24 protein-coding genes and 1 pseudogene are annotated in these 24,697 nt (G+C 61.1%); 4 read left to right on the forward strand and 21 right to left on the reverse strand.

Annotated elements, in window-relative coordinates; genetic code table 11:
* The first annotated feature begins 11 nt into the window (after positions 1-11).
* Positions 12-968, forward strand: a complete 957-nt coding sequence (locus ON14_RS06630) for a pirin family protein (protein ID WP_010204011.1) — start codon at positions 12-14, stop codon at positions 966-968.
* A 19-nt stretch (positions 969-987) separates the two neighbouring features.
* On the opposite strand, the gene ON14_RS06635 is transcribed toward ON14_RS06630, so the two are convergent.
* The 5 genes and pseudogenes from ON14_RS06635 to ON14_RS06655 all read right to left on the reverse strand — a co-directional run bounded on the left by ON14_RS06635 (position 988) and on the right by ON14_RS06655 (position 8,490).
* Positions 988-3,228: an alpha-galactosidase gene (locus ON14_RS06635; protein ID WP_010204012.1), complete on the reverse strand. Its 2,241-nt coding sequence runs from the start codon at positions 3,226-3,228 to the stop codon at positions 988-990.
* A complete protein-coding gene (locus ON14_RS06640; RefSeq protein WP_026037572.1) occupies positions 3,212-4,543 on the reverse strand; it encodes an ABC transporter substrate-binding protein in 1,332 nt (443 codons plus the stop codon). The genes ON14_RS06635 and ON14_RS06640 overlap by 17 nt, the downstream gene beginning before the upstream one ends.
* Positions 4,544-4,641: 98 nt before the next feature.
* Positions 4,642-5,522 (reverse strand): annotated as a pseudogene (locus ON14_RS06645) (carbohydrate ABC transporter permease).
* Positions 5,522-6,454, reverse strand: coding sequence for a carbohydrate ABC transporter permease (locus tag ON14_RS06650; RefSeq protein WP_010204016.1), 933 nt, complete (start codon positions 6,452-6,454; stop codon positions 5,522-5,524). The pseudogene ON14_RS06645 and the gene ON14_RS06650 overlap by 1 nt, the downstream one beginning before the upstream one ends.
* Entirely contained in the window at positions 6,451-8,490 is a 2,040-nt protein-coding gene (locus tag ON14_RS06655) for a beta-galactosidase (protein WP_010204017.1), read from the reverse strand. Before ON14_RS06655 ends, ON14_RS06650 begins: the two co-directional genes overlap by 4 nt.
* Positions 8,491-8,725: 235 nt before the next feature.
* On the opposite strand from ON14_RS06655, the gene ON14_RS06660 reads away from it, so the two are divergent.
* Complete coding sequence (locus tag ON14_RS06660) at positions 8,726-9,748, forward strand: LacI family DNA-binding transcriptional regulator (RefSeq protein ID WP_010204018.1); 1,023 nt, start codon at positions 8,726-8,728, stop codon at positions 9,746-9,748.
* On the opposite strand, the gene ON14_RS06665 is transcribed toward ON14_RS06660, so the two are convergent.
* From ON14_RS06665 to lysS, 3 genes are all read right to left on the reverse strand, one after another.
* Entirely contained in the window at positions 9,745-9,933 is a 189-nt protein-coding gene (locus tag ON14_RS06665; protein WP_010204019.1) for a hypothetical protein, read from the reverse strand. The genes ON14_RS06660 and ON14_RS06665 overlap by 4 nt on opposite strands.
* A 98-nt stretch (positions 9,934-10,031) precedes the next feature.
* Entirely contained in the window at positions 10,032-10,217 is a 186-nt protein-coding gene (locus tag ON14_RS06670) for a hypothetical protein (RefSeq protein WP_010204020.1), read from the reverse strand.
* 5 nt (positions 10,218-10,222) lie between these two features.
* Positions 10,223-11,722 carry a lysine--tRNA ligase gene (lysS, locus tag ON14_RS06675; RefSeq protein WP_026037573.1) on the reverse strand — a complete coding sequence of 500 codons (1,500 nt, stop codon included), beginning with the start codon at positions 11,720-11,722 and terminating at the stop codon, positions 10,223-10,225.
* A 110-nt stretch (positions 11,723-11,832) separates the two neighbouring features.
* Here lysS and ON14_RS15825 point away from each other — a divergent pair, with 110 nt between their 5' ends.
* The gene (locus ON14_RS15825; RefSeq protein WP_050993006.1) at positions 11,833-12,066 is read left to right on the forward strand and encodes a hypothetical protein; all 234 of its coding nucleotides are present in this window, start codon (positions 11,833-11,835) and stop codon (positions 12,064-12,066) included.
* 80 nt (positions 12,067-12,146) lie between these two features.
* Here ON14_RS15825 and panC read toward each other — a convergent pair whose 3' ends face one another.
* The 13 genes from panC to tilS all read right to left on the reverse strand — a co-directional run bounded on the left by panC (position 12,147) and on the right by tilS (position 24,075).
* Complete coding sequence (gene panC, locus ON14_RS06685; protein ID WP_010204023.1) at positions 12,147-13,010, reverse strand: pantoate--beta-alanine ligase; 864 nt, start codon at positions 13,008-13,010, stop codon at positions 12,147-12,149.
* A complete protein-coding gene (locus ON14_RS06690) occupies positions 13,007-13,756 on the reverse strand; it encodes a Rossmann-like and DUF2520 domain-containing protein (protein ID WP_010204024.1) in 750 nt (249 codons plus the stop codon). Before ON14_RS06690 ends, panC begins: the two co-directional genes overlap by 4 nt.
* On the reverse strand, positions 13,756-15,531 hold the full coding sequence (locus ON14_RS06695) for a PH domain-containing protein (protein ID WP_010204025.1): 1,776 nt from the start codon (positions 15,529-15,531) through the stop codon (positions 13,756-13,758). The genes ON14_RS06690 and ON14_RS06695 overlap by 1 nt, the downstream gene beginning before the upstream one ends.
* On the reverse strand, positions 15,528-16,013 hold the full coding sequence (locus ON14_RS06700) for a PH domain-containing protein (protein ID WP_010204030.1): 486 nt from the start codon (positions 16,011-16,013) through the stop codon (positions 15,528-15,530). Before ON14_RS06700 ends, ON14_RS06695 begins: the two co-directional genes overlap by 4 nt.
* Entirely contained in the window at positions 16,010-16,498 is a 489-nt protein-coding gene (locus ON14_RS06705) for a DUF3180 domain-containing protein (RefSeq protein WP_010204031.1), read from the reverse strand. Before ON14_RS06705 ends, ON14_RS06700 begins: the two co-directional genes overlap by 4 nt.
* Positions 16,492-17,022 (reverse strand): 2-amino-4-hydroxy-6-hydroxymethyldihydropteridine diphosphokinase, encoded by a 531-nt coding sequence (gene folK, locus ON14_RS06710; protein ID WP_010204032.1) that lies wholly within the window; start codon positions 17,020-17,022, stop codon positions 16,492-16,494. The genes ON14_RS06705 and folK overlap by 7 nt, the downstream gene beginning before the upstream one ends.
* Positions 17,019-17,438 (reverse strand): dihydroneopterin aldolase, encoded by a 420-nt coding sequence (gene folB / locus ON14_RS06715; protein WP_010204033.1) that lies wholly within the window; start codon positions 17,436-17,438, stop codon positions 17,019-17,021. Before folB ends, folK begins: the two co-directional genes overlap by 4 nt.
* A complete protein-coding gene (folP, locus tag ON14_RS06720; RefSeq protein WP_050993007.1) occupies positions 17,435-18,262 on the reverse strand; it encodes a dihydropteroate synthase in 828 nt (275 codons plus the stop codon). Before folP ends, folB begins: the two co-directional genes overlap by 4 nt.
* On the reverse strand, positions 18,255-18,839 hold the full coding sequence (gene folE / locus ON14_RS06725) for a GTP cyclohydrolase I FolE (RefSeq protein WP_010204035.1): 585 nt from the start codon (positions 18,837-18,839) through the stop codon (positions 18,255-18,257). Before folE ends, folP begins: the two co-directional genes overlap by 8 nt.
* Before the next feature lie 8 nt (positions 18,840-18,847).
* Complete coding sequence (gene ftsH / locus ON14_RS06730) at positions 18,848-20,848, reverse strand: ATP-dependent zinc metalloprotease FtsH (protein WP_010204036.1); 2,001 nt, start codon at positions 20,846-20,848, stop codon at positions 18,848-18,850.
* A gap of 173 nt (positions 20,849-21,021) precedes the next feature.
* The gene (locus ON14_RS06735; protein WP_010204038.1) at positions 21,022-22,455 is read right to left on the reverse strand and encodes a serine hydrolase domain-containing protein; all 1,434 of its coding nucleotides are present in this window, start codon (positions 22,453-22,455) and stop codon (positions 21,022-21,024) included.
* 11 nt (positions 22,456-22,466) lie between these two features.
* Positions 22,467-23,018, reverse strand: a complete 552-nt coding sequence (gene hpt, locus ON14_RS06740) for a hypoxanthine phosphoribosyltransferase (RefSeq protein ID WP_010204041.1) — start codon at positions 23,016-23,018, stop codon at positions 22,467-22,469.
* Positions 23,008-24,075 (reverse strand): tRNA lysidine(34) synthetase TilS, encoded by a 1,068-nt coding sequence (gene tilS / locus ON14_RS06745; RefSeq protein ID WP_026037574.1) that lies wholly within the window; start codon positions 24,073-24,075, stop codon positions 23,008-23,010. The genes hpt and tilS overlap by 11 nt, the downstream gene beginning before the upstream one ends.
* Positions 24,076-24,123: 48 nt before the next feature.
* Between tilS and ON14_RS06750 the strand changes: the two genes are divergently transcribed.
* Entirely contained in the window at positions 24,124-24,615 is a 492-nt protein-coding gene (locus ON14_RS06750) for an inorganic diphosphatase (protein WP_010204044.1), read from the forward strand.
* Positions 24,616-24,697: the final 82 nt, after the last annotated feature.

Consider the following 24,697-nt stretch of genomic DNA (forward strand, 5'->3'; position numbering starts at 1 on the left):
GAGGAGCGGTCGTGAGCAACCCTGAAGAGAACCCCGCTGAAGTGCTGTGCGAGACCCAAGCCGGTACGGGCGTGCAGTTGCTTGGCCCTCGTGACGTTCCGTTGGGAGGGCCACGGGCGATGACCGTGCGCCGCACTCTTCCCCAGCGCTCGCGATCACTTATTGGCGGGTGGTGTTTCGTTGATCACTACGGTCCAGACACAACGCGCATGGTCGTTCCGCCGCATCCGCACACGGGATTGCAGACCGTCAGCTGGCTCTTCGCTGGCGACATCGAGCACCGCGATAGTGTCGGCAGTGTCGCCACCGTGCGGCCCGGTGAGCTGAACTTGATGACCGCCGGGCGCGGCATCTCCCATTCAGAGATCTCCCCCAGCACGCCAACGCGATTGCATGGTGCCCAACTCTGGGTGGCGTTGCCAGATTCGGCCCGCAACACCGAACCCGGTTTCGAAAGCTACGCGCCAACGCCCTTCACCCTCCAGGGCGCAACCGTGAGCGTTTTCATCGGTGAACTTACCGGGGTGAGCTCGCCCGCCCGAGTCTTCTCCCCGCTCCTCGGCGCTCAAATTGATGTGCCCGCTGGCACCACCCTTACGGTGCCCATCAATCCCACGTTCGAACATGGTGTTCTCGTGGATGCTGGCGAGATCACCGTCGAGCACGTCACGACCCCGCCCAATCACCTGGCGTACCTCTCTCCCGGCGCAACTGAACTTGTGATTATGGCGACAACGGATGCTCGCCTTTTGCTGCTCGGTGGCGAACCGCTTGGCGAGTCCATCGTCATGTGGTGGAACTTCATTGGGCGCAGTCACGAAGAGATCGTGGAGTTTCGAGCCCAATGGCAGCGCGAGGTCATTGAGGGCAATGACCCGAACGGCCGTTTCGGCACGGTACCCGGCAGCGACAAGGCTCCGCTTCCTGCACCAGAACTGCCGACGGTTCGGCTGAAGCCGCGCGACTAGTTGCAACGACCTTTGCGGTCTAGAGTGCGCCGCACGAATCGAGATCGTCAACCGCAGTGGCCCTCAACACGAGAGCCTCATCAGGGTGCAGAATCGGCAGCTGAAGCCCCACCGATCCAAGCACTGCGCCCGACAGCGCGAGCTCGCCGTCGTGCCACCAAGCTGGCGCAGTGCCCGGATAGGTTGCCGCTACCGCGCCTACATCTACGGGGCTGATGCAGTACAGGCGGTGCGGGTCAAGTCCCGGCAAACGCCGGGCGGTCGGTACAGAATCGGTAGGGGTAGTGAGGTTGGTCACCCAGAACACGGCGTCGTCCGCATTAGCGGAGACGATTCCTGTGACGAGCGGGTCGGTGCCGATCTCGCTGCGAACAACCCGTCCCGAGTGGATCAGCCCGCGAAGCGAACGGTAGACGTCCGCCCACGCGCGCAGCGCATCCTTCTCCTCGTCGGTGGTATTTGTGAGATCCCACTCGATACCGGAGTGCCCCATGAGCGCCGTTGCGAGCCGAAAACTCAACGAGAGCGAACGTCCTGAAGTATGGGCCGGCGAGGAGCCAACATGCGACCCCAGATATTCAAAGGGCACGAGTAGGTTTGTCCAGCGCATGATCGAGAAACGGTCGTGCGCGTCATTAGTGTCGGAGGGCCACACCCGCTGAACGCGCTCCAGAACTCCGGCATCCACTCGGGCACCGCCCGAGGCGCACGACTCGATCTCAACGTGCGGGTAGCGGTCGCGAAGCTCATCCATGAGCAGGTAGGTGGCTCGCACGTGGCGGTGCACTGAACCGCCGAGCAAGTCACGGTTCATGTCCCACTTGAGATAGCTGATGGCGTACTCGTCAAGCAATGCGGCGATTGCCTCGCGCACATATTCCCGGGCGGCTGGGTTGTCGAGGTCGAGCACGTATTGGTTGCGCCACGACTTCGGTAGCGGCCGGTCATCGTCCCGCAGAATCCACTCCGGATGCTCTCGCGCCAGAGCGGAGTCGAGAGACAGCATCTCGGGCTCCACCCACAACCCGAATTGCATCCCACTGGCGGTAACCCGGTCTACGAGAGGAGCTAGACCCTCAGGCCAGGAGGCCGCATCGACGGTCCAGTCACCGAGCGCGCGCTTGTCATCGGTGCGGTTGGTCATCCAGCCGTCATCGAGCACGAAACGTTCGACGCCCACCTCCGCGGCAGCGTCGGCGAGTGCCGCCAACTGCTCGAAGTTGTGGTCGAAATAGACGGCCTCCCACGTGTTCAGGGTGAGAGGACGCGGGGTCGACGGATGCGCGGGCAGATCACGGAACCACGAATGAAAACGATCGCTCACTCCATCGAGGCCGGCATCCGACCAGGCAGCGTACGTCCACGGCGTTTCGTAGCTGTCGCCTGTTGCGAGCCGCACTTCGCCGGGCGCGAGCAGTTCGGCGGCGCCCATCGTGGTGAAGCCAAGTGCGGTGCGATCGATCCACACTCTCGTATCGCCACTGGTACCGAGGTGCAGAGCCCAGACCTCACCGTGGCGGAAACCAAAGCCGGGTGTGCCCGCCACCGTGAGATAAGAGTCATCGTGACCGCGGCGGCCGTGACGCGATTCGCGCAGCCACGTGCCGTAGTCGATGGCGGAGCGCTGGGGTTGGCGTTCGGCCGCCCAGATTCCGCTGAAGTCGAGTCGCTCGCGCGCTACGGGCGCGAGCGGAAGAATGGTGGCCAGCGACGAGAGCTCGAAGGTCTCGGTGGCAGTGTTCGTGAGCTGCGAGCGGCTGCGCAGCACTCCGGCAGCAGTCAGCTCGAAGTCGATCGTCAGGCGCAACGTCGCGACAGTCGCGCCCACCGCGTCCGCACCCGCATCCGCATCCGCATCCGCATCCGCATCCGCATCGATCAGCGTGATCGAAACACGGCGAGGCTCCGGATGCTCGATGCCCTCTATTCGCAGCGCCGGCCGGCGCACTCGCGCGCCGCGCGCGTCGTTGCCCCGTTCAGCAGAGGAGCGATCATGGCGGCCCTCAAGCCCGGGAAGGCCACTCCAGCCTTCGGCGAGCAACGGAACAATGCTCAGCCGGAAGGGTTCGTCGATGGAACTCGGCCCGAGGGCACGCTCGCGTGAATCTGCCAGCGCCGCTAGTTGTGTGGCGGAGAGTTCTCCGAGGTCTGCACCCCAGTGCGTGATCGACGGCACGCCCGTGCCGCGAGCATCCAGCACGAAGCTGGTGCCCGCGGCACGGAGGTGAACGATGTCGTTCGTGTTATTCGTTGACAGCAATCGCGGCAGCCTTCATGGCGTCGATTGTCTTCTGCTGACCTGTCTTCAGAGCATCCGTGAGGGTGCTTGAACCAGAGATCGCGCCAGAGAATCCGTCGGCAACGTCGGTGTATACCTGCGTCATCGTCGGGCCCCACGTGAAGTCAGGGTTGACTTCTGCGCCAGCAGCGGCGAAGACGTCATAGATGTTCTGTCCGCCGAAGAAGTCGAGACCTTCGGAGAAGGCCGGCAGGTCGCCACCGGTCTTCGTTGCGGGGTAGATGTTCGCCGTTGCGTTCATGCTAGCGAGGGCCTCAGGGTCAGTGTTCAACCAGAGAGCGAACTGTGCGGCCTCGTAGGGGTGTTCGCTTCCCTTGAGAACTGCGGTGCTCGATCCGCCCCAGTTGCCGGCAGCAGAGTCGCCTTCGGTCCACTGCGGCATCGGAGCGACAGCCCAGTTGCCGGCGGTGTCAGGTGCACCACTCGTGATGGAGTTTGCACCCCACACTGCGGAAACCCAGCTCCAGACTTCACCGGAGTTGTAGCCGTTGTTCCATTCGTCGGTCCAGGCCGGGAGCGTAGCGACGAGGTCGTCGTCAAGCAGTCCCTGCCAGTAGTCGGCGACCATGGTCGACTCGGGCGAGTCGAGGGTTACGTCCCACGCTTCACCGTCGTTCTTGAACCATTGGCCGTCAGCTTGCCAGACGAGACCGGCGAAAGCGTTGATGTCACTCTGCGAGAAGTTGGTGATGTAGCCACCCTCTGCACGGATCGTCTTCGCTGCCTCAGCGTATTCGTCCCACGTAGTCGGGATGGCGATGCCAGCCTGCTCGAAAAGGTCAGCGCGGTAGAACAGCGCCTCGGGACCGGTGTCCTGCGGGATTGCATAGACAGCGTCGTCTTCACCGAACGTGACCTGGCTCCAGGTCCAGTCGATGAAGTCGTCCTGAGCATCCATAACTCCAGCACATTCGGCGATGTTCACTACACCGTCTTGTACGCGGAAGTTGGGCAGGGCGTCGTACTCAATCTGACCGAGGTCGGGCGCGTTGCCAGCTTCGATCTGGTTGAAGAAGTTCTTGTACGTGCCACCAAGACCATTGGGACCGGTCTGAACCTTGACCTGGATGTCGGGGTTCTTTTCGTTCCAGATTGCGGCAGCGTCTTCCATGCCGGGCAACCAGGTCGTGAAGTCGAGTGTTACGGGGCCGTCAGACGGAGTACAGCCGGCGGCGTCAGTGCCACCATCTGTGCCGGTGCCGGATGAGCATGCAGAGAGTGCGAGCACGGAGACGAGCATCAGTGCTCCTCCGGCGCGAGCTATGCGATTAGCCATGCGATTACCTTCCTAGTGATTCTTCGTGGTGATTCTTCGTAGTGATTGTTCGTGGTGCGGGTGTTCGCTCGGAGTAAGCCGAGAGATCTTGGGCGCTATTACTTGAGCGCGCCCGTTCCTAGCCCACTGCGCCAGAAGCGCTGCAGGCTGAGGAAAGCGATGATGAGCGGGATGATCGACAACAGTGCGCCGATGACACGTAGGCCCGGATCTCGGGGATCTGGTTGACCTGGCTGTTCCAGATGTAGAGACCAAGAGTCACCGGGAACAGTTTTTCGTCGCGCAGCATGATGAGCGGCAGAAAGAAGTTGTTCCAGATTGTGACGAATTGGAACAGGAAGATCGTGACCATTGCCGGGGTCATAAGCCGAGTCGCGACCGTGAAGAACGTGCGAATCTCTCCGGAACCATCGATGCGGGCCGCTTCAACAAGTTCATCCGGAACACTTGAGGTCGCGTAGATGCGAGCGAGGTAAACACCGAACGGGCTAACAATGCTCGGCAAAAACACCGACCAGAATGTGTTGGTTGCCCCAACCTGGCTGAAGACCAAGAACAGCGGAAGCGCGAGCGCTGTTGCGGGAACTAGCACACCACCCAGCACAACGTTGAAGAGCGTTTCGCGGCCAGGGAACGAGTACTTAGCGAGCGCGTAGCCCATCATCGTGGCGAAAAGCGTCGCGACCGCGGCACCAGCACCGGCGTAAAGGATGCTGTTGAGCATCCACTGGAAGAAGAGTCCGTCACGGTAGTTCGCCAGATTGACGATGTTCTCAATGAGGTTGAAGTCTGCGAACCACAGTGGAGCTGATGACGTGAAATCGCCGCGGTCTTTCGTCGCCGCCACAAACAACCACCAGATCGGAACGAGGAAGTAGAAGGTGCAGATTGCCATGACGAGCATGGCGCCCGAGCGCGAGAAGAGGCTTTCGCGAGGTCCTTGGTGCTTCTTCGTCGCCGAAGTTGTGGGGGCACTCATCAGTCAGCCTTTCGCTGGGTGAACTTGAGCACGGTGAACGAGAGCGCAAAGGTGAAGAGCGCGAGCACCACAGAGAATGCTGCAGCCAGGTTCACGTTCGGCACTGACGCTGTCGAGTAGATGAGTAAGTTCGGGGTGAAGGTGCTGGTGACGGCCGAAGTGAAACTCTTGAAAACTTGAGGTTCGGCGAGCAGTTGCAGCGTTCCGATGATCGAGAAGATCGCCGTGAGAGTGATAGCGGGAGTGATCAGCGGGATCTTGATCGACCACGCGATTCGGGCCTGCGACGCACCATCGAGGCGAGCCGCTTCATAGATCTCGCTCGGGATCGCCAGCAGCGCCGAATAGATGATGATCATGTTGTAGCCCACGAACACCCAGGTCACTACGTTGGCAATTGACCAGAGCACGAGGTCGGCGCCCAAGAAGTTGATCTCTTTCGTGATCGCGGTAAACGGCGACAGGTTGGGTGAGTACAGGAAGCCCCACATGACTGCCGCGATTACACCGGGCACAGCGTACGGCGCGAAGAATGCAAGCCGGAAGAAGCGTTTGCCTCGCACGAGAGGTGAGTCCAGGAGCAAGGCGAGCAGCAGCGCGAGTCCGAGCATGACCGGGACTTGAACAACGCCGAAGCCAAGAACGCGAAGAATGGATGCCCAGAACGCATCATCTTGGAACACCCGGGCGTACTGCACGAACCCGCCAAAGACTTCCGTCGGTTTGCCAAAGGTGCCGTCACGTTCGACCGTCAACAGCGACTGATAGATCGCCACAATGATCGGCACAATGTAGAACAGCCCGAACAGCACCGAGAATGGGGCGATGAAGAAAAGCACGGCTGCACGGTTCTTCGTGGCCTTTTTCTTGAGGCGCGGCTTCTGGATCACCGCCTTGGCTGGCGCGGCGGGCGTGGCAATGTCTGTAGTCATCGCGTGGCTCCTTCTTCAACAGTCAAGCGGATGACTCGAACGCCACCGGCAGGAACAGTCACCGAACCGGTGACCGTAGTTTCCGTCAACAATTCTGCGCCGTCAGCGGGGAAAGTAATTTCGTTCGCGCTGTGGTTGATCACAAAACGAAAACGAGTTGAGTCATCAGAACGCGTGACCACCTCAACGCCAGCCGGGAGATCGAGCTGTTCGACACCGGCCTCGTCGAGAGCGCGACCCATCAGGTCCGCAAAACTTGGTTCGTCGAGCGCGGTAGCCACATACCAGGCAGCCCCCGAACCGAAGGTGTTGCGCGTGATCGCCGGCCCACCAATCATGGGGCCACTCGCGAACTCGGCAACGACATCCGCGGTGGTCGGTCGAACATGTTCGGCCCACGTTGTTGCGAATCCGCCGTCATTGAGCACAAGTTTTGTCTCAGGCATGACCGGGAAGAATTGTTCTGTCCACGCGCCGAGTAGTTCGTGGAAGGCTCCGGGAGGTGTCTCGCCGGTCGAGTCCATGCGGATGCCGTCAGTCTCGTCAACGATGCCCGAGAAGAACGTAACAACAGCTACGCCGCCGCCCGCAACGAATTGGGTGATGACGTCGACGCTGTGATCGTCGACGAGGTACAGGCTCGGCACAACGACAAGTTTGTAGTCGTCGAGTGGTGCTCCGGGGGCGACGACGTCGACGGTGACACCGTTGGCGCGCAACGCCTCATAGGCGGCATGTACTTGGGACAGGTAACGAACGTCAGACGATGGCAGCGAGTCGCCCTCAGCTGCCCACCATGCTTCCCAGCTGAACACGAGTGCGACGGAAGCCTCGACCCGAGTGCCCGCGAGAGACTCGAGCGCGTGGAGTTTCGCACCCAGGTCGAGGGTCTCACGCCAAAGGGAAGTGTCAGTGCCGGCGTGAGGAAGAAGCGCCGAGTGGAATTTCTCGGCACCGTGTCGTGACGCACGCCACTGGAAGAAGCAGACAGTATCTGCACCCCGAGCAACGTGAGTCAACGTATTGCGCAGCATTTCGCCCGGTTGCTTGGCAAGGTTGTACGGTTGCCAGCTCACTGCACTGCTGGCCTGCTCCATGAGAATCCAGGGCTCGCCCTGTGCCAGACCGCGAGTGAGGTCTGCGGCAAAGGACAGCTCGCTGACCGGATGCGGCAGCCGGTGATCAAGGTAGTGATCGTTGGCGATGACATCCATCTCGCTCGCCCACTGCCAGTAATTTTGGCTGCGGATATGAGCGGTGACCATGAAGTTTGTGGTGACTGGGATGCTGCTTACCGAGCGGAGCAGTGCTGCTTCGCCGCGGTAGTAGTCGAGCAGCTCGTCGGAGCTAAACCGTGAGAAGTCGATTCGCTGGGCGGGGTTCGCCGAGGAGAGAACGGTGCGCGGTGGAAGAATTTCGTTCCAGTCGCTGTAGCGCTGGCTCCAGAATGCGGTGCCCCACGCTTCGTTGAGCGCGTCGATTGTGGAATACCGGGCACGAAGCCAGATTCGGAACGCGGCAGCGGAGGTGTCGCAGTAGCAGTGCGCATTGTGGCATCCGAGTTCATTCGAAACGTGCCACATCGCGAGGGCCGGGTGGCTGCTGTAGCGCTCGGCAACTTTCTCCACGAGACCGAGAGCTGCGGAGCGGAACTCCGGTGAACTCGGGCACCAGCCTTGGCGACCACCCTGCCAGCGGCGGGTGCCGTCGGCGGCAGTGGGCAAAATGTCTGGGTGGGCGGTGGTGAGCCAGGCGGGCGGCGACGAGGTGCCTGTTCCGAGGTTTACGCGGATGCCCGCAGAGTGCAGTAGATCCATGATCGCGTCGAGGCGATCGAAGGCGTACTCGCCGGCGCGAGGCTCGATCTCGGCCCAACCGAAGATGTTGATCGCGACGAGAGTGACCCCGGCCTCTTGCATGAGGGCAACATCCTGCTGCCAGACTTCTTCTGACCACTGCTCGGGGTTGTAGTCACACCCGAGAACGAGGGATTCGGGTGACCAGCTCGCGACGCGATCTGCGCGGGGTGTGGTCACTCGTGCCTCCTTTGGCCTCAGACTCTGTCGCTCGTGCGCGGAGTCATTTATTCTGCAAACACTTTCTGTGAACGTGCACAGAAGGCGACCCAAAAGAATCGATGTGATTTTCTGGGAGCGTGCACAGACTAAGCGAAGATCGATTGAAGTGTCAACCTCTCGGCGTGTCTGTGAACGTGAACAGTCCCGGAAAGTCGGGCCGACCGGTCACCCCCGCTACCGATAGCATGGGGTCATGGCAAGACAAGGCACCCGACCGCGCCGCGCAACAATCTTTGATGTTGCCGCTGAGGCGAACGTCTCACGGGGCACCGTCTCGCGAATGCTCAATGGCGAACCCTACGTTTCGGACTCTGCCCGTGACGCTATCGAAAAAGCCATCGCCAAAGTCGGCTACGTGCGCAATATGGCCGCCCGCAACCTGGCAACGCAGCGATCAAAAGCCATCGCCCTCATCGTTCACGAACCCCACTCGGTGTTTCTCGAAGACCCCAACATCGGCGCCATTCTGCTCGGCACCAACGAGCGCCTCTCTGAAGCCGACTACCAGCTCGTCTGCCTCATCATCGGCTCCGACCGCGATAGCGCCCGCATCGCCGACTATCTCCGCGGCGGTTTCGTTGACGGAGCCGTCATCGTCTCCGCACGCGAACACGACCCCATCGCTGACGCCATCGCCCACATCGGGCTCCCCGCCGTCTTCGTCGGGCACCCCGAGAGCGCGCCCGACATGCACTACGTCGGCATCGATAACCGCAGTGCTGCCCGCGATATCACTCGCGCACTACTCGCGACCGGTCGCAAGCGCGTTGGCATGATTGCCGCGGCCCTCGATCGCGACTCTGGTAGCGAACGTCTCGCCGGATTTCGGGATGCCATGGGTGACGATTTCGACGAGAACCTTGTCGTCGATTTTCCGCTCTACTCTCGCAACAGCGGCGTCGAGGGAATGAAAACCCTTCTCGAGCGCGCTGGCGACATCGATGGAATCTTTGCCGCATCCGACGCCGTGGCCGCTGGCGCTATGGATGTGCTGCGGCAGAGCGGCCGCTCAGTGCCGGGCGACGTCGGCATTGTTGGCTTCGACGATAGCGACTGGGCTCTTCGTTGCCAGCCCCAACTCTCGACGGTGCGTCAGCCAGCCGACCTACTGGGGCGTGAGGCGGCATCCATGGTTCTTGAACTGGTCAACGGTGTGACCCCAGAAACGCCCGGCCGCATCTTGCCCACCGAGATCAAGCTACGCGGTTCAGCCTAAGACTGGATCGTCGAGTCGACGCGAGGGGCGACCTTGGCGCGCTCTTCAGCTTCGATCTTCGCGTAGCTGTTTCGCTCGGTGCGGTCAGAACGCATGATCGCGGCCATCACGAACCAGAAAATGAGCCCAACAGCGACTGTGGGCACGACGGAGAAGATCGCGTTCGACCAGAATTCTTGAGGCACGTCTTCAGCCTAACCGTTAGCGAAGGTGACTATAGCGATGAGGATGACAAGTCCCACGAGAGTCACAGTCATGATGAGTCGAGATGATTTGCGGTCCACTACTGTGCCTTCACGAGAACGCCAACAAGGCCCGTAATCACCATGAACAGTCCAGCACCGGCTACCAGCACCCAGAGTGCGATGCGCATGGGCGTGATTGTCGACTTCGGGCGTGCGCTGTGCGCGTCGGCCGACTCGGGCACGTCTGGCGTCTCAGGCACGTCTGGCGTCTCAGGTTCAGTCATGGTTGCTACTTCACCAGCGGAAACAGAATCGTTTCGCGAATTCCGAGCCCGGTGATCGCCATCAGCAGACGGTCAACGCCGACACCGATTCCACCGCTTGGCGGCATGCCGTGCTCAAGGGCGCGAATGAAGTCTTCGTCGAGGCGCATTGCTTCAACATCGCCCTGGCTGGCCAAGAGTGCTTGCTCAACAAAACGTTCGCGCTGGATGACCGGGTCAACGAGCTCGGAATAGCCGGTGGCCAGCTCGAACCCACGGATGTAGAGATCCCACTTCTCCACAACACCCTCGATGGTGCGGTGGTCGCGCACGAGCGGACTCGTGTCGACCGGAAAGTCCATGACGAAGGTCGGACGGTCGAGGCCTGGCTTGACGTAGTGCTCCCAGAGCTCTTCAACATACTTACCGTGGGTCGGCTGCGTGACACTGATGTCGACCGCATCCGCCAGCGTCTTCAATTCATCGGCAGAGGTCTGCGGGGTGATACTGAGCCCGGCCGCCTCATTGAGCGAGTCGTACATCGAAATGCGTGCCCAGTCACCGCCGAGGTCATACTCGGTGCCGTCAGACAGCGTGACGAGGGTGGAACCGGTGACCGCAATCGCCGAATTCTGCACTAGTTCTTGAGTGAGGTCGGCCATCTGGTTGTAGTCGCCATAAGCCTGGTAGGCCTCGACCATGGCAAACTCGGGCGAATGCGTTGAGTCAGCGCCCTCGTTGCGAAAGTTGCGGTTAATTTCGAATACGCGCTCGATGCCACCGACAACGGCGCGCTTCAAGAACAGTTCGGGCGCAATGCGCAGATACAGTTCGGTATCGAACGCGTTGGAGTGTGTGACGAAGGGACGAGCGGATGCCCCACCGTGCATCGTCTGCAGCATCGGCGTTTCAACTTCAAGGTATTCGTGCGCGGCAAAGGTTGCGCGCAGGCTGGCGTTGACCTTGGCGCGGGCCCGCACGGTAAAGCGTGCCTGCTCGCGAACGATGAGGTCGAGGTAGCGGCTACGAACGCGCTGTTCGTCGCTCAAATCTGAGTGCAAGTTGGGCAGCGGCAAGACGGCCTTTGCGGCGATCTTCCATTCCTTGACCATGACCGAAAGCTCGCCACGGCGGCTTGAAATTACTTCACCACTGACAAAGAGGTGGTCACCGAGGTCAACGAGCTCTTTCCACTGCGCGAGGGCGTCTTCGCCGACTTCGCCGAGAGAAACCATGACTTGGATGCGTGCGCCATCGCCAGCCTGAAGCGAAGCGAAGCACAGCTTGCCCGTGTTGCGAAGGTGCACAATGCGACCGGCGAGACCAACAACATCGCCGGTAGTCGAGTCTGCTTCAAGCTCGGGATACTTGGCTCGCACCGCAGGAATGCTCGTCGTAATTGCGACACCGACGGGGTAAGCCTCAGCACCCGAATCGATGAGTCGCTGACGCTTCTCAAGCCGAACAGCTTTCTGTTCAGAAACTTCGGCTTCGGTGGGCTCAGGAGCGTTAGCGGCGTCATTCACGCCCTCAATCGTAGCCGGGATGCTGTCACCCTGTTGGCCGGGGATCGCTTCGCCACTTCGGGCACGCAACTCTGTCTCCACCAGCCCTTTGTGTCCGGCAGAATTGAGCCATGATCATCCGGAGTCTCGTATCTACTGATTTCACGGCAGCGGCCGCCCTGTGGGAATCTGCTGGCCTAACGAGACCATGGAACTCTCCCTCGGACGACTTACAGCGCGCCCTCGAGGGGCCGACATCGACGATTCTCGGCGGGTTCGACCACCAAACGTTGCTCGGAACAGTCATGACAGGACACGACGGCCACCGCGGTTGGGGTACGAAGACGCCGACGTTCGCGTGTTAGCGAAGTGGTTGCGCTGACCGCCTCCAGCGGCACGGGCGAAACTGCGCAATAGTTTCAGCGCAGCACACTGTCGACTGCAGTTACCCGACGTAGAGCGATGAATTGTCGATCAGGCGCGTGTCACCGACGCGGGCCGCAACGATTGCTGTGGCAGGGCCACGGAAGCCATCGGGAACCGGCGTGAAGGTCTCGGTGTCGACGACCGAGAAGTAGTCGAGCTCGGCCCGGGACTCCCCCATGAGAGCCCCCTGCGCTGCCGCGATGACAGCATCGAGGCCACTATCGGCGGCCGAGGTTGCCGCTTTCAGAGCGGTAGACAGGATGGTGGCTGCTTCACGCTGGCTGGCATCCAAGAACTGATTGCGGCTCGAAAGGGCCAGGCCGTCTTCCTCGCGAACAGTTTCGATGATTTCCATGCGCACCGGGATGTTGAGGTCGGTGATCATGCGACGAACGAGGAACAGCTGCTGGGCATCCTTTTGACCGAAAGTGACGAACTGTGGGGTGGTGATCGCGAGCAGTTTTGCGACAACCGTGAGTACACCGTCGAAGTGGCCGGCACGGGATTTGCCCTCGAAGGTGGTGCCGATGTGGCCGGCCGAGATCGTGGTGGCGGATGCCCCCGTCGGGTACATCTCCTCAACACTCGGAGCGAAGACGTAGGGCACCCCGAGTTCGCCGAGCATGTCGAGGTCTTCATCCATGGTGCGCGGATACTTGTCGAGATCTTCGTTCACACCGAACTGGGTGGGGTTCACAAAAATCGACACAATGCGCACATCAGCAAGCTCAGCGGCACGCTCAACATGAGCTGCGTGCCCCGCGTGCAAAGCGCCCAACGTCGGGATGAGCGCAATGGAGCGACCAGCGCCACGCTCGTGGGCGACGACATCGCGCATACCGGCGACCGTCTCAATTACTTGCGGGCGGGGGTGTGAGCTCACGAGGGATCCTCCTGTGAATGGGGACTCGAATCGGGGTCGAACGAGGAAAGGTCGATCGTAGTCGCAGTTGCGCCCGCGAGCGCACTTTCGACAGAGGAACGCAGCAGCGGGCCCAAGATACGGGCGGGATTTTCCACGCCAACGCTCTCGAGCAAGCCCAGGGATTGCCCCACGATCGCTGTGGAAAAACTTGTTGCCGTGCTGACCGCTTCGGCCCAAGCCGCGCGCTCACTTTCGGCGATCACCACTGGCTCAGCACCCATCTCCACGACAAGAGCCTGAGCGATCGGCAACACCGGTGTCGGCGCGCTGACGGCGCAATACGCCTCATGCAGGCGGATGAGATCGAGACTCGTGCCCGTGAACACCATGGCCGGATGAACAGCCAACGGAATCGCGCCAGCAGCCAACGCTGGAGCGAGCGCACTATAGCCAAGCCCCGGTGCCGTATGCAGCACGAGTTGCCCCGGTTGCCACACGCCGGCAGCGGCAAGGCCCTTGGCAAATGATTCGATCTCCGCCTCCGGAACCGCCAAAATCACCAACTCGCTTCGCTCCACCAAGGTCGGGATGTCGAGCACGGGAACGTCAGGCAAAATTGCGCTCGCGCGCTCCAAATTTCGCTCGGATGTGGCCGCAATGCCGACGATCGCGTGACCGGCACCGGCGAGGGCAGCCCCCAGAATAGGCCCCACTTTGCCGGCGCCAATAATGCCGATCCCCAGCCGACCCGCAGCCTGCGCCACTAGCGGGTTTCCTCTGAGGAGGACTCGGAATCGGAATCGGCGGAGTCGGAATCGGCCGAGTCGATCGAGGTCTCGCGCGTGCTCGCAGTGCTCGCTCCGCCAGCGACACTGACACTCGCACTGGCACTCGCACTGGCACTGGCACTGGCACTGGCACTCGCACTCCGCCACCGGTGACTGGTGTCGACGCTGGCGGACTGCACTGCGGTACGGGAAACTTCGTTGAAGAAATCGATGACGTCGCTGCGTTCCATGGCGCCGATTGTCGCCGAGATGGGGCCGGCGACGGTGTGCACGCGCAATTCCGCGAGCCCCATGCGGCGCAGCAGCGGACCTTCATTCATGCTGACACCCTGCATGCGCGCTTGAGGCACCAGCACGAGCGAACGCCAGATCGCGCCCTTACGCAGCGCTACAGCATCCGAAATCATGACGAAGCCGTTGCGGCGCCACGAGAACCAGCGCAGCGCTCTGGCCCGCTTAGGCGACGTCACATAGGCGTCATCGTGGGCACCGGCGGCAAGGCCGGCTTCGAGCAACTCTTGTGATTCGGCATCAGCGAGGCTCGGCAGAATCAGTTGCAGCACCCGGTGCACATCGTTCATATCGCCAACCGGCAATAGCGTTGTTTTCGCTGTCTCGCTGCTTGAGCTTGAGGCCTGCGATGCGGTGTTGATCTTGATTTCCCACCAACCGGCGGGGCGCCACAACAGCGGTTGCGATACCTCTACAGCGTGGATGCGCCCGGGAGGCAACGTCTCATTCGTGGTCGACAGCAGTCCGTACCCCACCCGAATACCGTCGCTGGTTGACGCGATCGAGTAACGCAGCGATTTGGTCAGTCGAGAGAGCAGATAACCGCCAAGACCGAGCACTCCGGGCAAGAATGCGAGCAACCAGCCAAATTGGCCAGTGATAGCGATCGTGACGATGATACCAATTGCGGCCAGAACGGCGATTATGGTGGCTTCGCTCAACACAATCGATCCGATTAGTCGCGGCAAACGGATGCGCACAATCGACTCGGGCGGTGCCGCATTCGGGTCAAGTTCTGGGGCGAGAAACTCGTTAACGCGCGACTCAACGAGCCCGACGTGTTCGCCTTCGCGCACGCCCCCACCGTTGGCTTCGGCGACCGCTGCCGCTTCGGCGGCACGGGTTCCTGAGGCAAGTTGAAGAATGGCGAGTCGCAGGTCGTCGGCACCGCGAGAGCCCAGATACGACAGCTCGACGTTGGCGTCTTGGCCCGCGACATTCACTTCGAGTTTCGCTGCCCCAAAGAGGCGAGCGATAACAGGGCGCGAAATATTGATGCCCTGGATGCGATCGAGGCGGCCACGACGGTTGGTGCGGAACAGGATGCCGCTGCGAACCTCAACAAGTTCATCCGTAATGCGGAAGGTGTGCATCCGCCACGAAAAGTAGAACCCCAAGACGCTGAGAACGAGCACGGCGACCACGATGAGCACTGCCGGAATAAGGAACCCGGATTCTGCCAAACGAGTGAACGGATCGAACTCATTGCGTGCATTGAAAAGGTTGTCGATAAAGAAGTCGCGGGCGTTCACGAGAATCACACCGATGATCGCTATGAGCGCGATGCCTCCCCGCAGCAACGGGGTCGCGGGGTGCAGTCGGTGCCACTCACCGTCGGCAAGACGAAGGGTCGCCGTCGGCAACGCCGCAACACTCGGCGCCGCAGCACCGCCCGCCACAATCTCGGGCGCCACAGTCGGTTCGTTATCGGCCTGCTCGTCGTTGTTGAGCTCGCTCACAGCCCAGCCCTACGGCTCTCGGCCAGCGCAACGAGTGTGTCTCTCAACTCCTCGGCGTCCTGCTCGGGCAAGCCAGGAATGACGACACCGGTGGATGCCGCAGCTGTCACAAATTTGAGTTCGCTCAAGCCGACAGCACGGTCAAGGGGGCCGCGGTTGATGTCAACGAGTTGCATACGGCCATAGGGCACAGCAACTACGCGACGGAACATCAGTCCGCGTCGAAACACGAGGTCATCGGCGCGCAACATGTAGCCGATGGCGCGCACCCGTCGTGGGGTGAGCAGAATATTGATGAGAAAGATGATGGCGAGCGAAATGGGGATCGCTGCTAGCCACGAAATGCTGGTCACGAAGGTGGGAATCGAGGTTGCTGCCGTCGTTATGAGCCCAAAAATAATGAGGCCAACGACCTCGACGACGACGTACTTGCGGGAAACTCCACGCCACTCAGTGTCAGGTAGGTCCAGTCGCTCGGTCACGCTGCTCCTTGGGGATCCATCGAATTCTGCGACGACGAATTGTCATCATCGGGCGGAACCGTACACAAATGTTCGGCAATGAGTCCCGCGATCAGCAACCCTATCGCGCCACCCGAAACGAGAAAAGCAGTCGTAATCGAGCCTGCCCCCGGCGAGACCGTGCGACTCAGCAGATAGAACGCGATGGCGAGAGCACCACCGCCAAGGAGCGCCCCCGAGAAACTGGACGCCTTCGCTAGCGCCACAACGCGCAGCGCATAGAACGGGTTGACGCGGGCGCGCCTCAGCCCATGCGAGTAGCGGTAGATGGGCACGGCAAGCACCACAACAACGACGGCGATTACGAACAGCGAGATCGCGAGAAAGACGGAGGGGATCACAATAGGGCGACCGGATGCTGTCAAGATAACTTCGAGCAGCCAGCCCGTCGCCGCGCCGCCGACCGCGAGCGCGATCAGGTGCAGCGGCGAGGTGCGGCTCACCACAGCGGCTCCGCTTCGAACTCGGTGGCGTCATTCGCGATGCCGGCGAGCAGCTCGGCCGCGCTGCCGACTCCTGGCACGGTGGCGCCGGGGTCGAGTTGCAGCCACGGCACCAGAACAAAGGCTCGTTCTGCCGCACGCGGGTGCGGAATCGACAACAGGTCGTCATCCACCAGCAGGTGGGCAAACGTCACAATGTCGATGTCGAGAGTGCGGTCACCCCAGCGCTCTTCGCGCACCCGGCCATGCTCGGTTTCGATGCGCTGCAGTTGCGCAAGCAGGGCGTGGGGCTCGAGCGCGCTGCGTGCTAGCACCACGGCGTTGAGGTATGACGGTGCCGAGTGATCGATTCCGGCGAGCTTCAACGCTGGTGTTTGTACGAGGCTGGATGCCGCCTCCACCGTCACTCCTTCGATGAGCGAAATAGCGTGCACCGCTTTGCGCAGTGTCGATTCCCGATCGCCAAGGTTGCTGCCGAGCGCGAGCACGACCGGCAATTCGACGCGTAGTCGTTGGTGGCGAGTCATGAGAGTCGTTGCGGTTCGACGCTGAAGCCAGCCGTGTGGTTGGGGGCGGTGCGGTGACGGGTGATCGTGACCGACACGTCATCGAAGGGAACAGTGATCGGGGCTGACGGCTTGTGAAGGGTGATCTTGGTACTGACGGCGGCTTCGTGGGCAAGCACAACCGCAGCGATGCGTTCCGCGACTGTCTCAATGAGGTCGACCGGGTTCGATTCAACGGCGGAAACGATCTCTTCAGCGAGCTCGCCGTAGTGAATGGTGCGGCCCAGTTCGTCGGTGCGCGCGGCGTCTGCCAGGTCGAGGTAAACCGTCGCATCGATGACGAAGACCTGGCCGTCGCGACGTTCATGATCGAAGACACCGTGGAATGCGGTGGCGCGCAACCCGGTGAGGGTCAATTCGTCTAGCGCTGGGTTCATCGTTTCTTCCCCTTTTGCATCTCTGTGTACAGAGAAAGTGCTACCTGAGTTGAGGGCACATCGTGCACTCGAACGCCCCACACGCCCTGTTGGGCGGCGATGGTGCTGATGATTGCGGTGGCCAGATCACGTTCGCTGGTTGGCGCATCTGCCGGCCCAAGTTTGCCGAGGAAGCGTTTGCGTGATGCCCCGATGAGAAGGGGATAGCCGAGAGTTGACAGCTCCTCGAGCCGGGCAAGTAGCGACCAATTGTGGCGAGCGCTCTTGGCGAAACCTAGTCCAGGGTCGAGCACAATTCGGTCGGGATTAATGCCCCACACCATCATCTCGGCGAGACGGTCTCGAAGCTCGGCACGCACATCCGCGACAACGTCGTCGTACGTCGCCAAATTGGCCATCTCGGTGCTGTGCCCGCGCCAATGCATCGCAATATAGTGCAGGTCAGTCTCAGCAACAACGCGGTACATCTGAGGGTCGGCAAGGCCTCCAGAGACGTCATTGATGATGGATGCTCCGGCCTGCGCCGCGGCGAGAGCCGTGCCGGCGTTCATCGTGTCGATGCTCACGCTAACGCCTTCTGAGACCAGCGCGGCAATGACAGGAATTACGCGCTCTTGCTCCTGAGCTGGCGGAACGCGCACGGCGCCGGGGCGAGTTGATTCGCCGCCAACATCCACCACATCGGCACCCTGATTGCGAAGCGTGATGCCGTGGGCAATCGCCCGATCGACGTGCTCAAACTGGCCGCCGTCGCTAAAGGAATCGGGGGTTACGTTGAGAATACCCATCACCCGGGGAACCGGAACTTGGGGCCTTCTACGCATTGCCGCCTCGACCAATGAGCGCCATCACTTCGGCGCGCTCAACGGGGTTGCTCAGTACTCCGCGCGAAGCGAGAGTGACTGTTGAGCTGGAGGTTTGACGTGGTCCGCGTGCGGACACGCAACCGTGCACCGCGTCAATAACGACGAGCACTCCGCGAGGCGAAAGCCCTTCGTCGATGGCGTCGGCAATCTCTTCGGTGAGCCGCTCTTGCAGTTGAGCGCGTGCCGCAATCGTTTCGACGACTCTGGCCAAGTTACCGAGCCCGATGATGCGTTCATCGGGCACATAAGCCACATGGGCCACCCCAAGAAACGGCAACAAGTGGTGTTCACACATCGAACGAAATTCGATGTCGCGCAACAGCACCAGCTCGCCGGTTTGGTCGGCATTGGCAGTGAATTCGATACTGTCGGCCAAGTGGTCGATCGCGTCCACGTTGTTGCCGGCGAAGAACTCGGAGTACGCCTCGGCGACCCGGCGAGGGGTGGCGGTGAGGCCAGCCCGTGCCGGGTCTTCGCCGACGGCATCCAAAATTTCGGCTACCGCAGCTTCAATGCGAGCGACGTCGATCGACACTGGAGCGCCTAGGCCGTCGCGACGCCTGGCGACTTGCGTGGCCGTGGCGCGCGTGCCGGCTTTGGCGGTGTTCCGTCATCGCTGTCGGTTGCTTCGGTCGCGACGGCGCGCTTCTTGGGCACCTTCACGGGAGGTAGCTGCGAGACGGGGCGCGCGTCGCTCGAGAGCCACTGGGGGCGCTCAGGCAATTTGGTGATGCCCTTAAAGATCGTCTCAAGCTCATTGTGATCGAGAGTCTCTTTTTCGAGCAGTTCGAGTGCCAGCTTGTCGAGCACCTTGCGGTTTTCGTTCAGCACCTGCCACGCCTCATCGTGAGCTTGGTCGATCAGAACGCGAACTTCTTCGTCGATGATCTTGGCGAGCTCGTCAGAGTATTCGCGCGTTGCGCCCATATCGCGGCCCATGAAGGGCTCTCCCGAGCCGGTGCCGAGCTTGACGGAACCGATTCGGGCGCTCATGCCATATTCGGTCACCATGCGGCGAGCAATGGAGGTTGCCTTTTCGATGTCGTTCGAGGCACCAGTGGTTGGATCGTGGAACACGATCTCTTCCGCAACGCGGCCACCCATGGCGTAAGCAAGCTGATCAAGCAACTCGTTGCGCGTCACGGAGTACTTGTCTTCGAGCGGCATGACCATCGTGTAACCGAGGGCACGACCGCGAGGAAGTATGGTGATCTTCGTGACGGGGTCAGTGTTGCGCATCGAGGCAGCAGCCACCGCGTGACCGCCCTCGTGGTACGCCGTGATCAGCTTCTCTTTGTCGTTCATCAGACGCGAGCGACGCTGCGGGCCGGCCATCACACGGTCGACGGCCTCGTCGAGGGCACGGTTGTCGATGAGCTGCGCGTTAGAGCGCGCCGTCAACAATGCTGCTTCGTTGAGAACGTTGGCGAGGTCTGCACCAGTGAAACCAGGAGTCTTGCGAGCAAGCACTTCAAGGTCAACGCTTTCGGCCATGGGCTTGCCCTTGCCGTGAACTTCGAGGATCTGCTTACGACCCTGCATGTCAGGAGCATCAACACCGATCTGGCGGTCGAAACGACCGGGGCGAAGAAGCGCAGGGTCAAGAACGTCCGGACGGTTAGTAGCAGCGATCAGGATGACGTTGGCGTTCACATCGAAGCCGTCCATCTCGACCAGCAACTGGTTAAGAGTTTGCTCGCGCTCATCATTACCGCCACCGATTCCGGCACCACGGTGACGACCAACAGCATCGATCTCGTCAATGAAGATGATCGCGGGAGCATTTTGCTTGGCCTGCTCGAAGAGGTCGCGAACGCGGCTTGCACCGACACCGACGAACATCTCTACGAAGTCAGAACCAGAGATTGTGTAGAACGGTACGCCAGCTTCACCCGCGGTGGCCTTGGCCAACAGGGTCTTACCAGTTCCGGGAGGTCCGTACAGCAGCACGCCCTTCGGGATGCGAGCACCAACAGCCAAGAACTTGGCCGGCTCCTTCAGGAAGTCTTTGATTTCTTCAAGCTCTTCAATGGCCTCGTCGGCACCAGCAACATCCGCAAAGGTGGCCTGGGGGGAGTCTTTACCCACGAGCTTCGCCTTCGACTTGCCAAACTGCATGACCTTGCCGCCGCCACCCTGCATCCGGCTGAAGATGAAGAAGAAGATGACACCGATGATGAGGAACGGCAGCATGATCGAGAGGAACGAGACGAAGAAGTTCTCCTGTGGGACCTTGTCGTTGAACTCCTTGACGTCGGCACCATTGATCGCCGAAACGATCTCAGTGCCGCGCGGGGCAACGTAGTAGAACTGCACCTTCGTGCCGTTGTCACCGCTGGCCTTCGAGAGCTCGAGGTCAACGCGCTGTTCGCCGTCAATGATCGTGGCTGACGTCACCGTCGATCCCTGAAGAAGGTCGAGACCCTCTTGAGTAGTGACCTCTTTGAAGCCCTCGCCCAGCAATAGGCTCGCGGCAATCGATACTGCGGCGATTCCGATGATTATGTACGGAATCGGGCCGCGAAAAATGCGCTTAAAATCCATGATGTTCCGAGCCGTGCGGCTCAGTACCTCTCTCTGAAGAAACGTGATGCAAGGTTACCGTTATCGCGCTGCAAGAGGACTGCGTGTTTTCCCTCGGCGTAATGCGTTCGAGGGGTGCATTGCCGTCGCCGTCTGCCGCCCTGCGGATGCTGCGAGCGCGAGCCCGTGAAGTGTTAGTCGTTTTCGGTGGTCACCGCGAAGGTTTGCACGCGCGGTGGTAGCTCCGGGCTCATCAAGATGTGGCATTTGATGCGCCCCCGTTCGCCATCGATTGTCCAGTTGGTGACCGCAGGGGTATCGCTGAGCGTGCGCGGAATCTCTGTGAGCGGCGCACCCGTCAGCGGGCCAACATCGGCAATCGCTTTCGCAATCCCCGCAATGCGCTCCTCATAGGGAACATCAAGCGCAAGATTCACTGCCGCGCTGGCCTCAGCCGTTGAGGTATCCCAGTTGCGGATGAGACCGTCGAACACGTCACGCGCAGCCAAAGTTTCGGGCCACGCCGGCGCCGGAGTGGTCAACTCGCCGTAGGCGTTGAGTGCGGCCTGCAAAGCCTGAGTCGCGGGGATCGAGGATGCCGCGAAGGTGCCATTCTCGAACGCCACAATGCCGAGCCCCGTGGGGGCGTGCCACCGCATGTGGGCGCTGTATCCGGGGTAGCCGCCCGAGTGCGACACGATCTTCGTCGTGCCCTCATCCACGAACAGGCCATAGCCATAACCGTGAACGGTTGGCTCCGAGAACTCGGCAACCTTCGACGTGCCCTCTGGCACCACACGCTGAATCTGCTGCAGTTCACGACGGCTGGCGGAAGACAAAGGTCCGTCTGAGGTGTCCTCCGGGTCGAGGGCACCAGCGAGCCACAGCGACCAGCGCACCAGGTCGGTCGCGGTTGAAAATAGGCCACCCATGGCCGAAAAAACTCCGGGCAGAGTGAAGGGCTGAACCTGCCACTCGCCATTCGCGAGCCGGTAACCGAGAGCGATATCGGCATCCGGATCTTCATCAAATCGCGTCGAGGTGAGGCCAAGCGGTTCGAGAATCTCGGCGGTCATTGCTTCGAGATAGCTGCGACCAGTGACTTCGGCGATCACTTCATTGAGCAACGCATAACCAAGGTTCGAGTATTCGAAACGGGTGCCCGGCGTTGTCGAATATCGGATTCCCGTGGCCACGAACTCGTCGAGCTCGGCGCGGGTCATCTCCTCCATGCGGTCGCCCCACGGGTTGTCGGTGGGGAACCCCGCCGACATTGTCATGAGCTGACGCACGCTCGGCGTAACGGGAGCGGCCTCGGGAGCAAGAGGCTTAAACGCCGGCACAAAGTCAGTGATCGGCGCATCGAGGTTGAGCTGCCCACGATCGCGCAACATCAGCAGCATGGTGCACGTAAAACTCTTGGTGCACGAGGCGATGCGGAACACCGTGTCACGGTCGGGAGCAGTCTCGTCGCCAAGAACCTTCTCGCCAAAACCGCGCTCCAAGACAATGCCATCCGGGCCAAACACCGCGAAAAATGTTCCCGGAGTCTTCTGCTCGGCTACCCGATTCTCAAACAGACCAACAATCTCGTCAGTCGCCTGATCAATCGCTGCTTGTGCCCTCACTGCCGCCAACCCTAGGAGTAGACGTGAGGGGCGAGCACAGCAACGCCGCGCAGGTTGCGGTACTTCTCGGCATAGTCGAGTCCGTAACCGACAACGAAGGCGTTGGGGATGTCGAAACCGACATAACGCACGTCAACCTCGACCTTGGCGGCATCCGGCTTGCGCAGCAGGGTGCAAATTTCGACAGATTCGGCACCGCGGCTGCGCAAGTTGCCCTGCAACCACGAGAGCGTAAGACCCGAGTCGATAATGTCTTCCACGATCAGAACCCTGCGGCCCTGAAGGTCAGTGTCGAGGTCTTTCAGAATGCGAACAACACCGGAGGACTGCGTGCCAGCGCCATACGAGGAGACGGCCATCCAGTCCATCTCGAGAGGCAGGGTCAGTTCGCGTGCCAGATCAGCCATCACCATGACGGCACCGCGCAGCACTCCGACGAGCAGCACTTTCTCGCCGGCGTAGTCGATCTCGATCTGACGCGCCATGACGGCGATCCTCTCGTGGATCTCTTCCTGGGTCAGAAGGACCTCGCTGAGGTCTCCTTCGACATCGCTAAACTGCATCGCGTTCCTCACTGTGGGCCGAAAAGTGGAGAAGGTTCTCTCGTCGTTCAACCCTAACGCCGGGAACGTGGATCGGTCCCTGCCCCCTCCAGTCCGTCACGAGCCTTGCGATCTCCAACGTGTGGGTACGACTGAGCGAGACATGGAACTCGCTGGCCACCGCCAACCTAATCAAACGCTGGCGAAGAGCGGCAGGATTCGCGGCGAGCGCGCCCACCGGCAACGAGATTCCGGCTTCAGAAATATCGGCCAAATCTTCCGCCATTTCTTCCGCAAAGTGGTCAAGCGCTTCGGCATCTTCCCGAGCCTGATCGGCGGTTCGCACCAAAGCATCGCGGATGCCGGGGCCGAGTTCCTTTTCGAGCAACGGCAATACGGTCTGCCGAACCCGCACTCGCGCATACGAGGTATCGAGGTTGTGCGGGTCATTCCACGCCACGATTCCGGAGTCTGTGCAGAACTGCACGGTGGAGTTTCGCGGCACCGTCAGCAGCGGCCGTAAGTACTGGCCAGTGTCTGACGCCATGCCCTTGAGGCTGCCAGCGCCACTGCCGCGAGCGAGGCCCAGCAGCACCGTTTCGGCCTGATCGTCGAGGGTGTGCCCGAGCAGCACGCGGATCGCACCGTGCTCGGCCGCAGCAGCTGCGAGTGCCGCGTAGCGCGCGTCACGGGCCGCAGACTCGGGGCCTCCAGCGTCACCGACGAGAACCGAGCGAATGTCGACGGGGTCGAGGCCTAGGTCGCGAGCCTGCTGGGCTGCGGCGGCTGCGACATCCGCTGACCCGTCTTGAATGTTGTGATTGACGATCACGGCGCCAGCTCGCATGCCTGCCTTGGACGCCTCGAAGGCGGTTGCCGCCGCCAGCGCGAGAGAGTCAGGGCCGCCGCTGAGAGCGACAAGTATGACCGGTTCCACGCTTGTTCCTGAGTCGGATGCTGCACCACCATTTGCGGCGCCAACCACCCGTCTAGCGGGCAGAGAGGCAAGCGCAGTGCGCACAGCACGCCGCACATCAGCAATTGCGGGAGTAAGACGGGGCCGTCTGTCGGAGTGCATCCAGTAACGTTATTGCAGCAACCCCACATTTTTCTTAGGAGCAGCTCCATGGCCGCATACGACGTTGTCGTTGAGATTCCGCGCGGAAGCCGGAACAAGTACGAAGTTGACCACGAAACTGGTCGCGTTTTTCTCGACCGTTATCTTTTCACGACGTTCGCTTACCCCACCGATTACGGCTTCTTCGAGAACACTCTCGGCCTCGACGGTGACCCGGTAGACGCACTCATTCTGCTCGACGCCCCCACCTTCCCCGGTGTTGGCATCTCGGTTCGCCCCGTTGCCGTGCTCAACATGAGCGACGACGGCGGCATCGACTCGAAGGTCATCTGTGTTCAGGCCAAGGACCCGCGCTGGTCGCACATCCAAGACCTGGGCGACGTTCCTGAGTTCACGCGCAAAGAAATCGAGCACTTTTTCGAGCACTACAAAGACCTCGAGCCCGGCAAGTGGGTCAAGATCGACGGCTGGGGCGACGCCGCAGAAGCCGAAGCGATCGTTATCGCTGGCTTCGAGAAGCTCAAGGCCGAAGGCCACTAGGCTCCGAAACCCTCAGGTTTCTCAACCGCTTCGGTGGTGCAACGGGTCGCGCAACGCTGAGCGTGCGCGGCCCGTTTACGTT

The sequence above is a fragment of the Salinibacterium sp. PAMC 21357 genome, assembly GCF_000247645.1.
Taxonomy (GTDB): domain Bacteria; phylum Actinomycetota; class Actinomycetes; order Actinomycetales; family Microbacteriaceae; genus Rhodoglobus.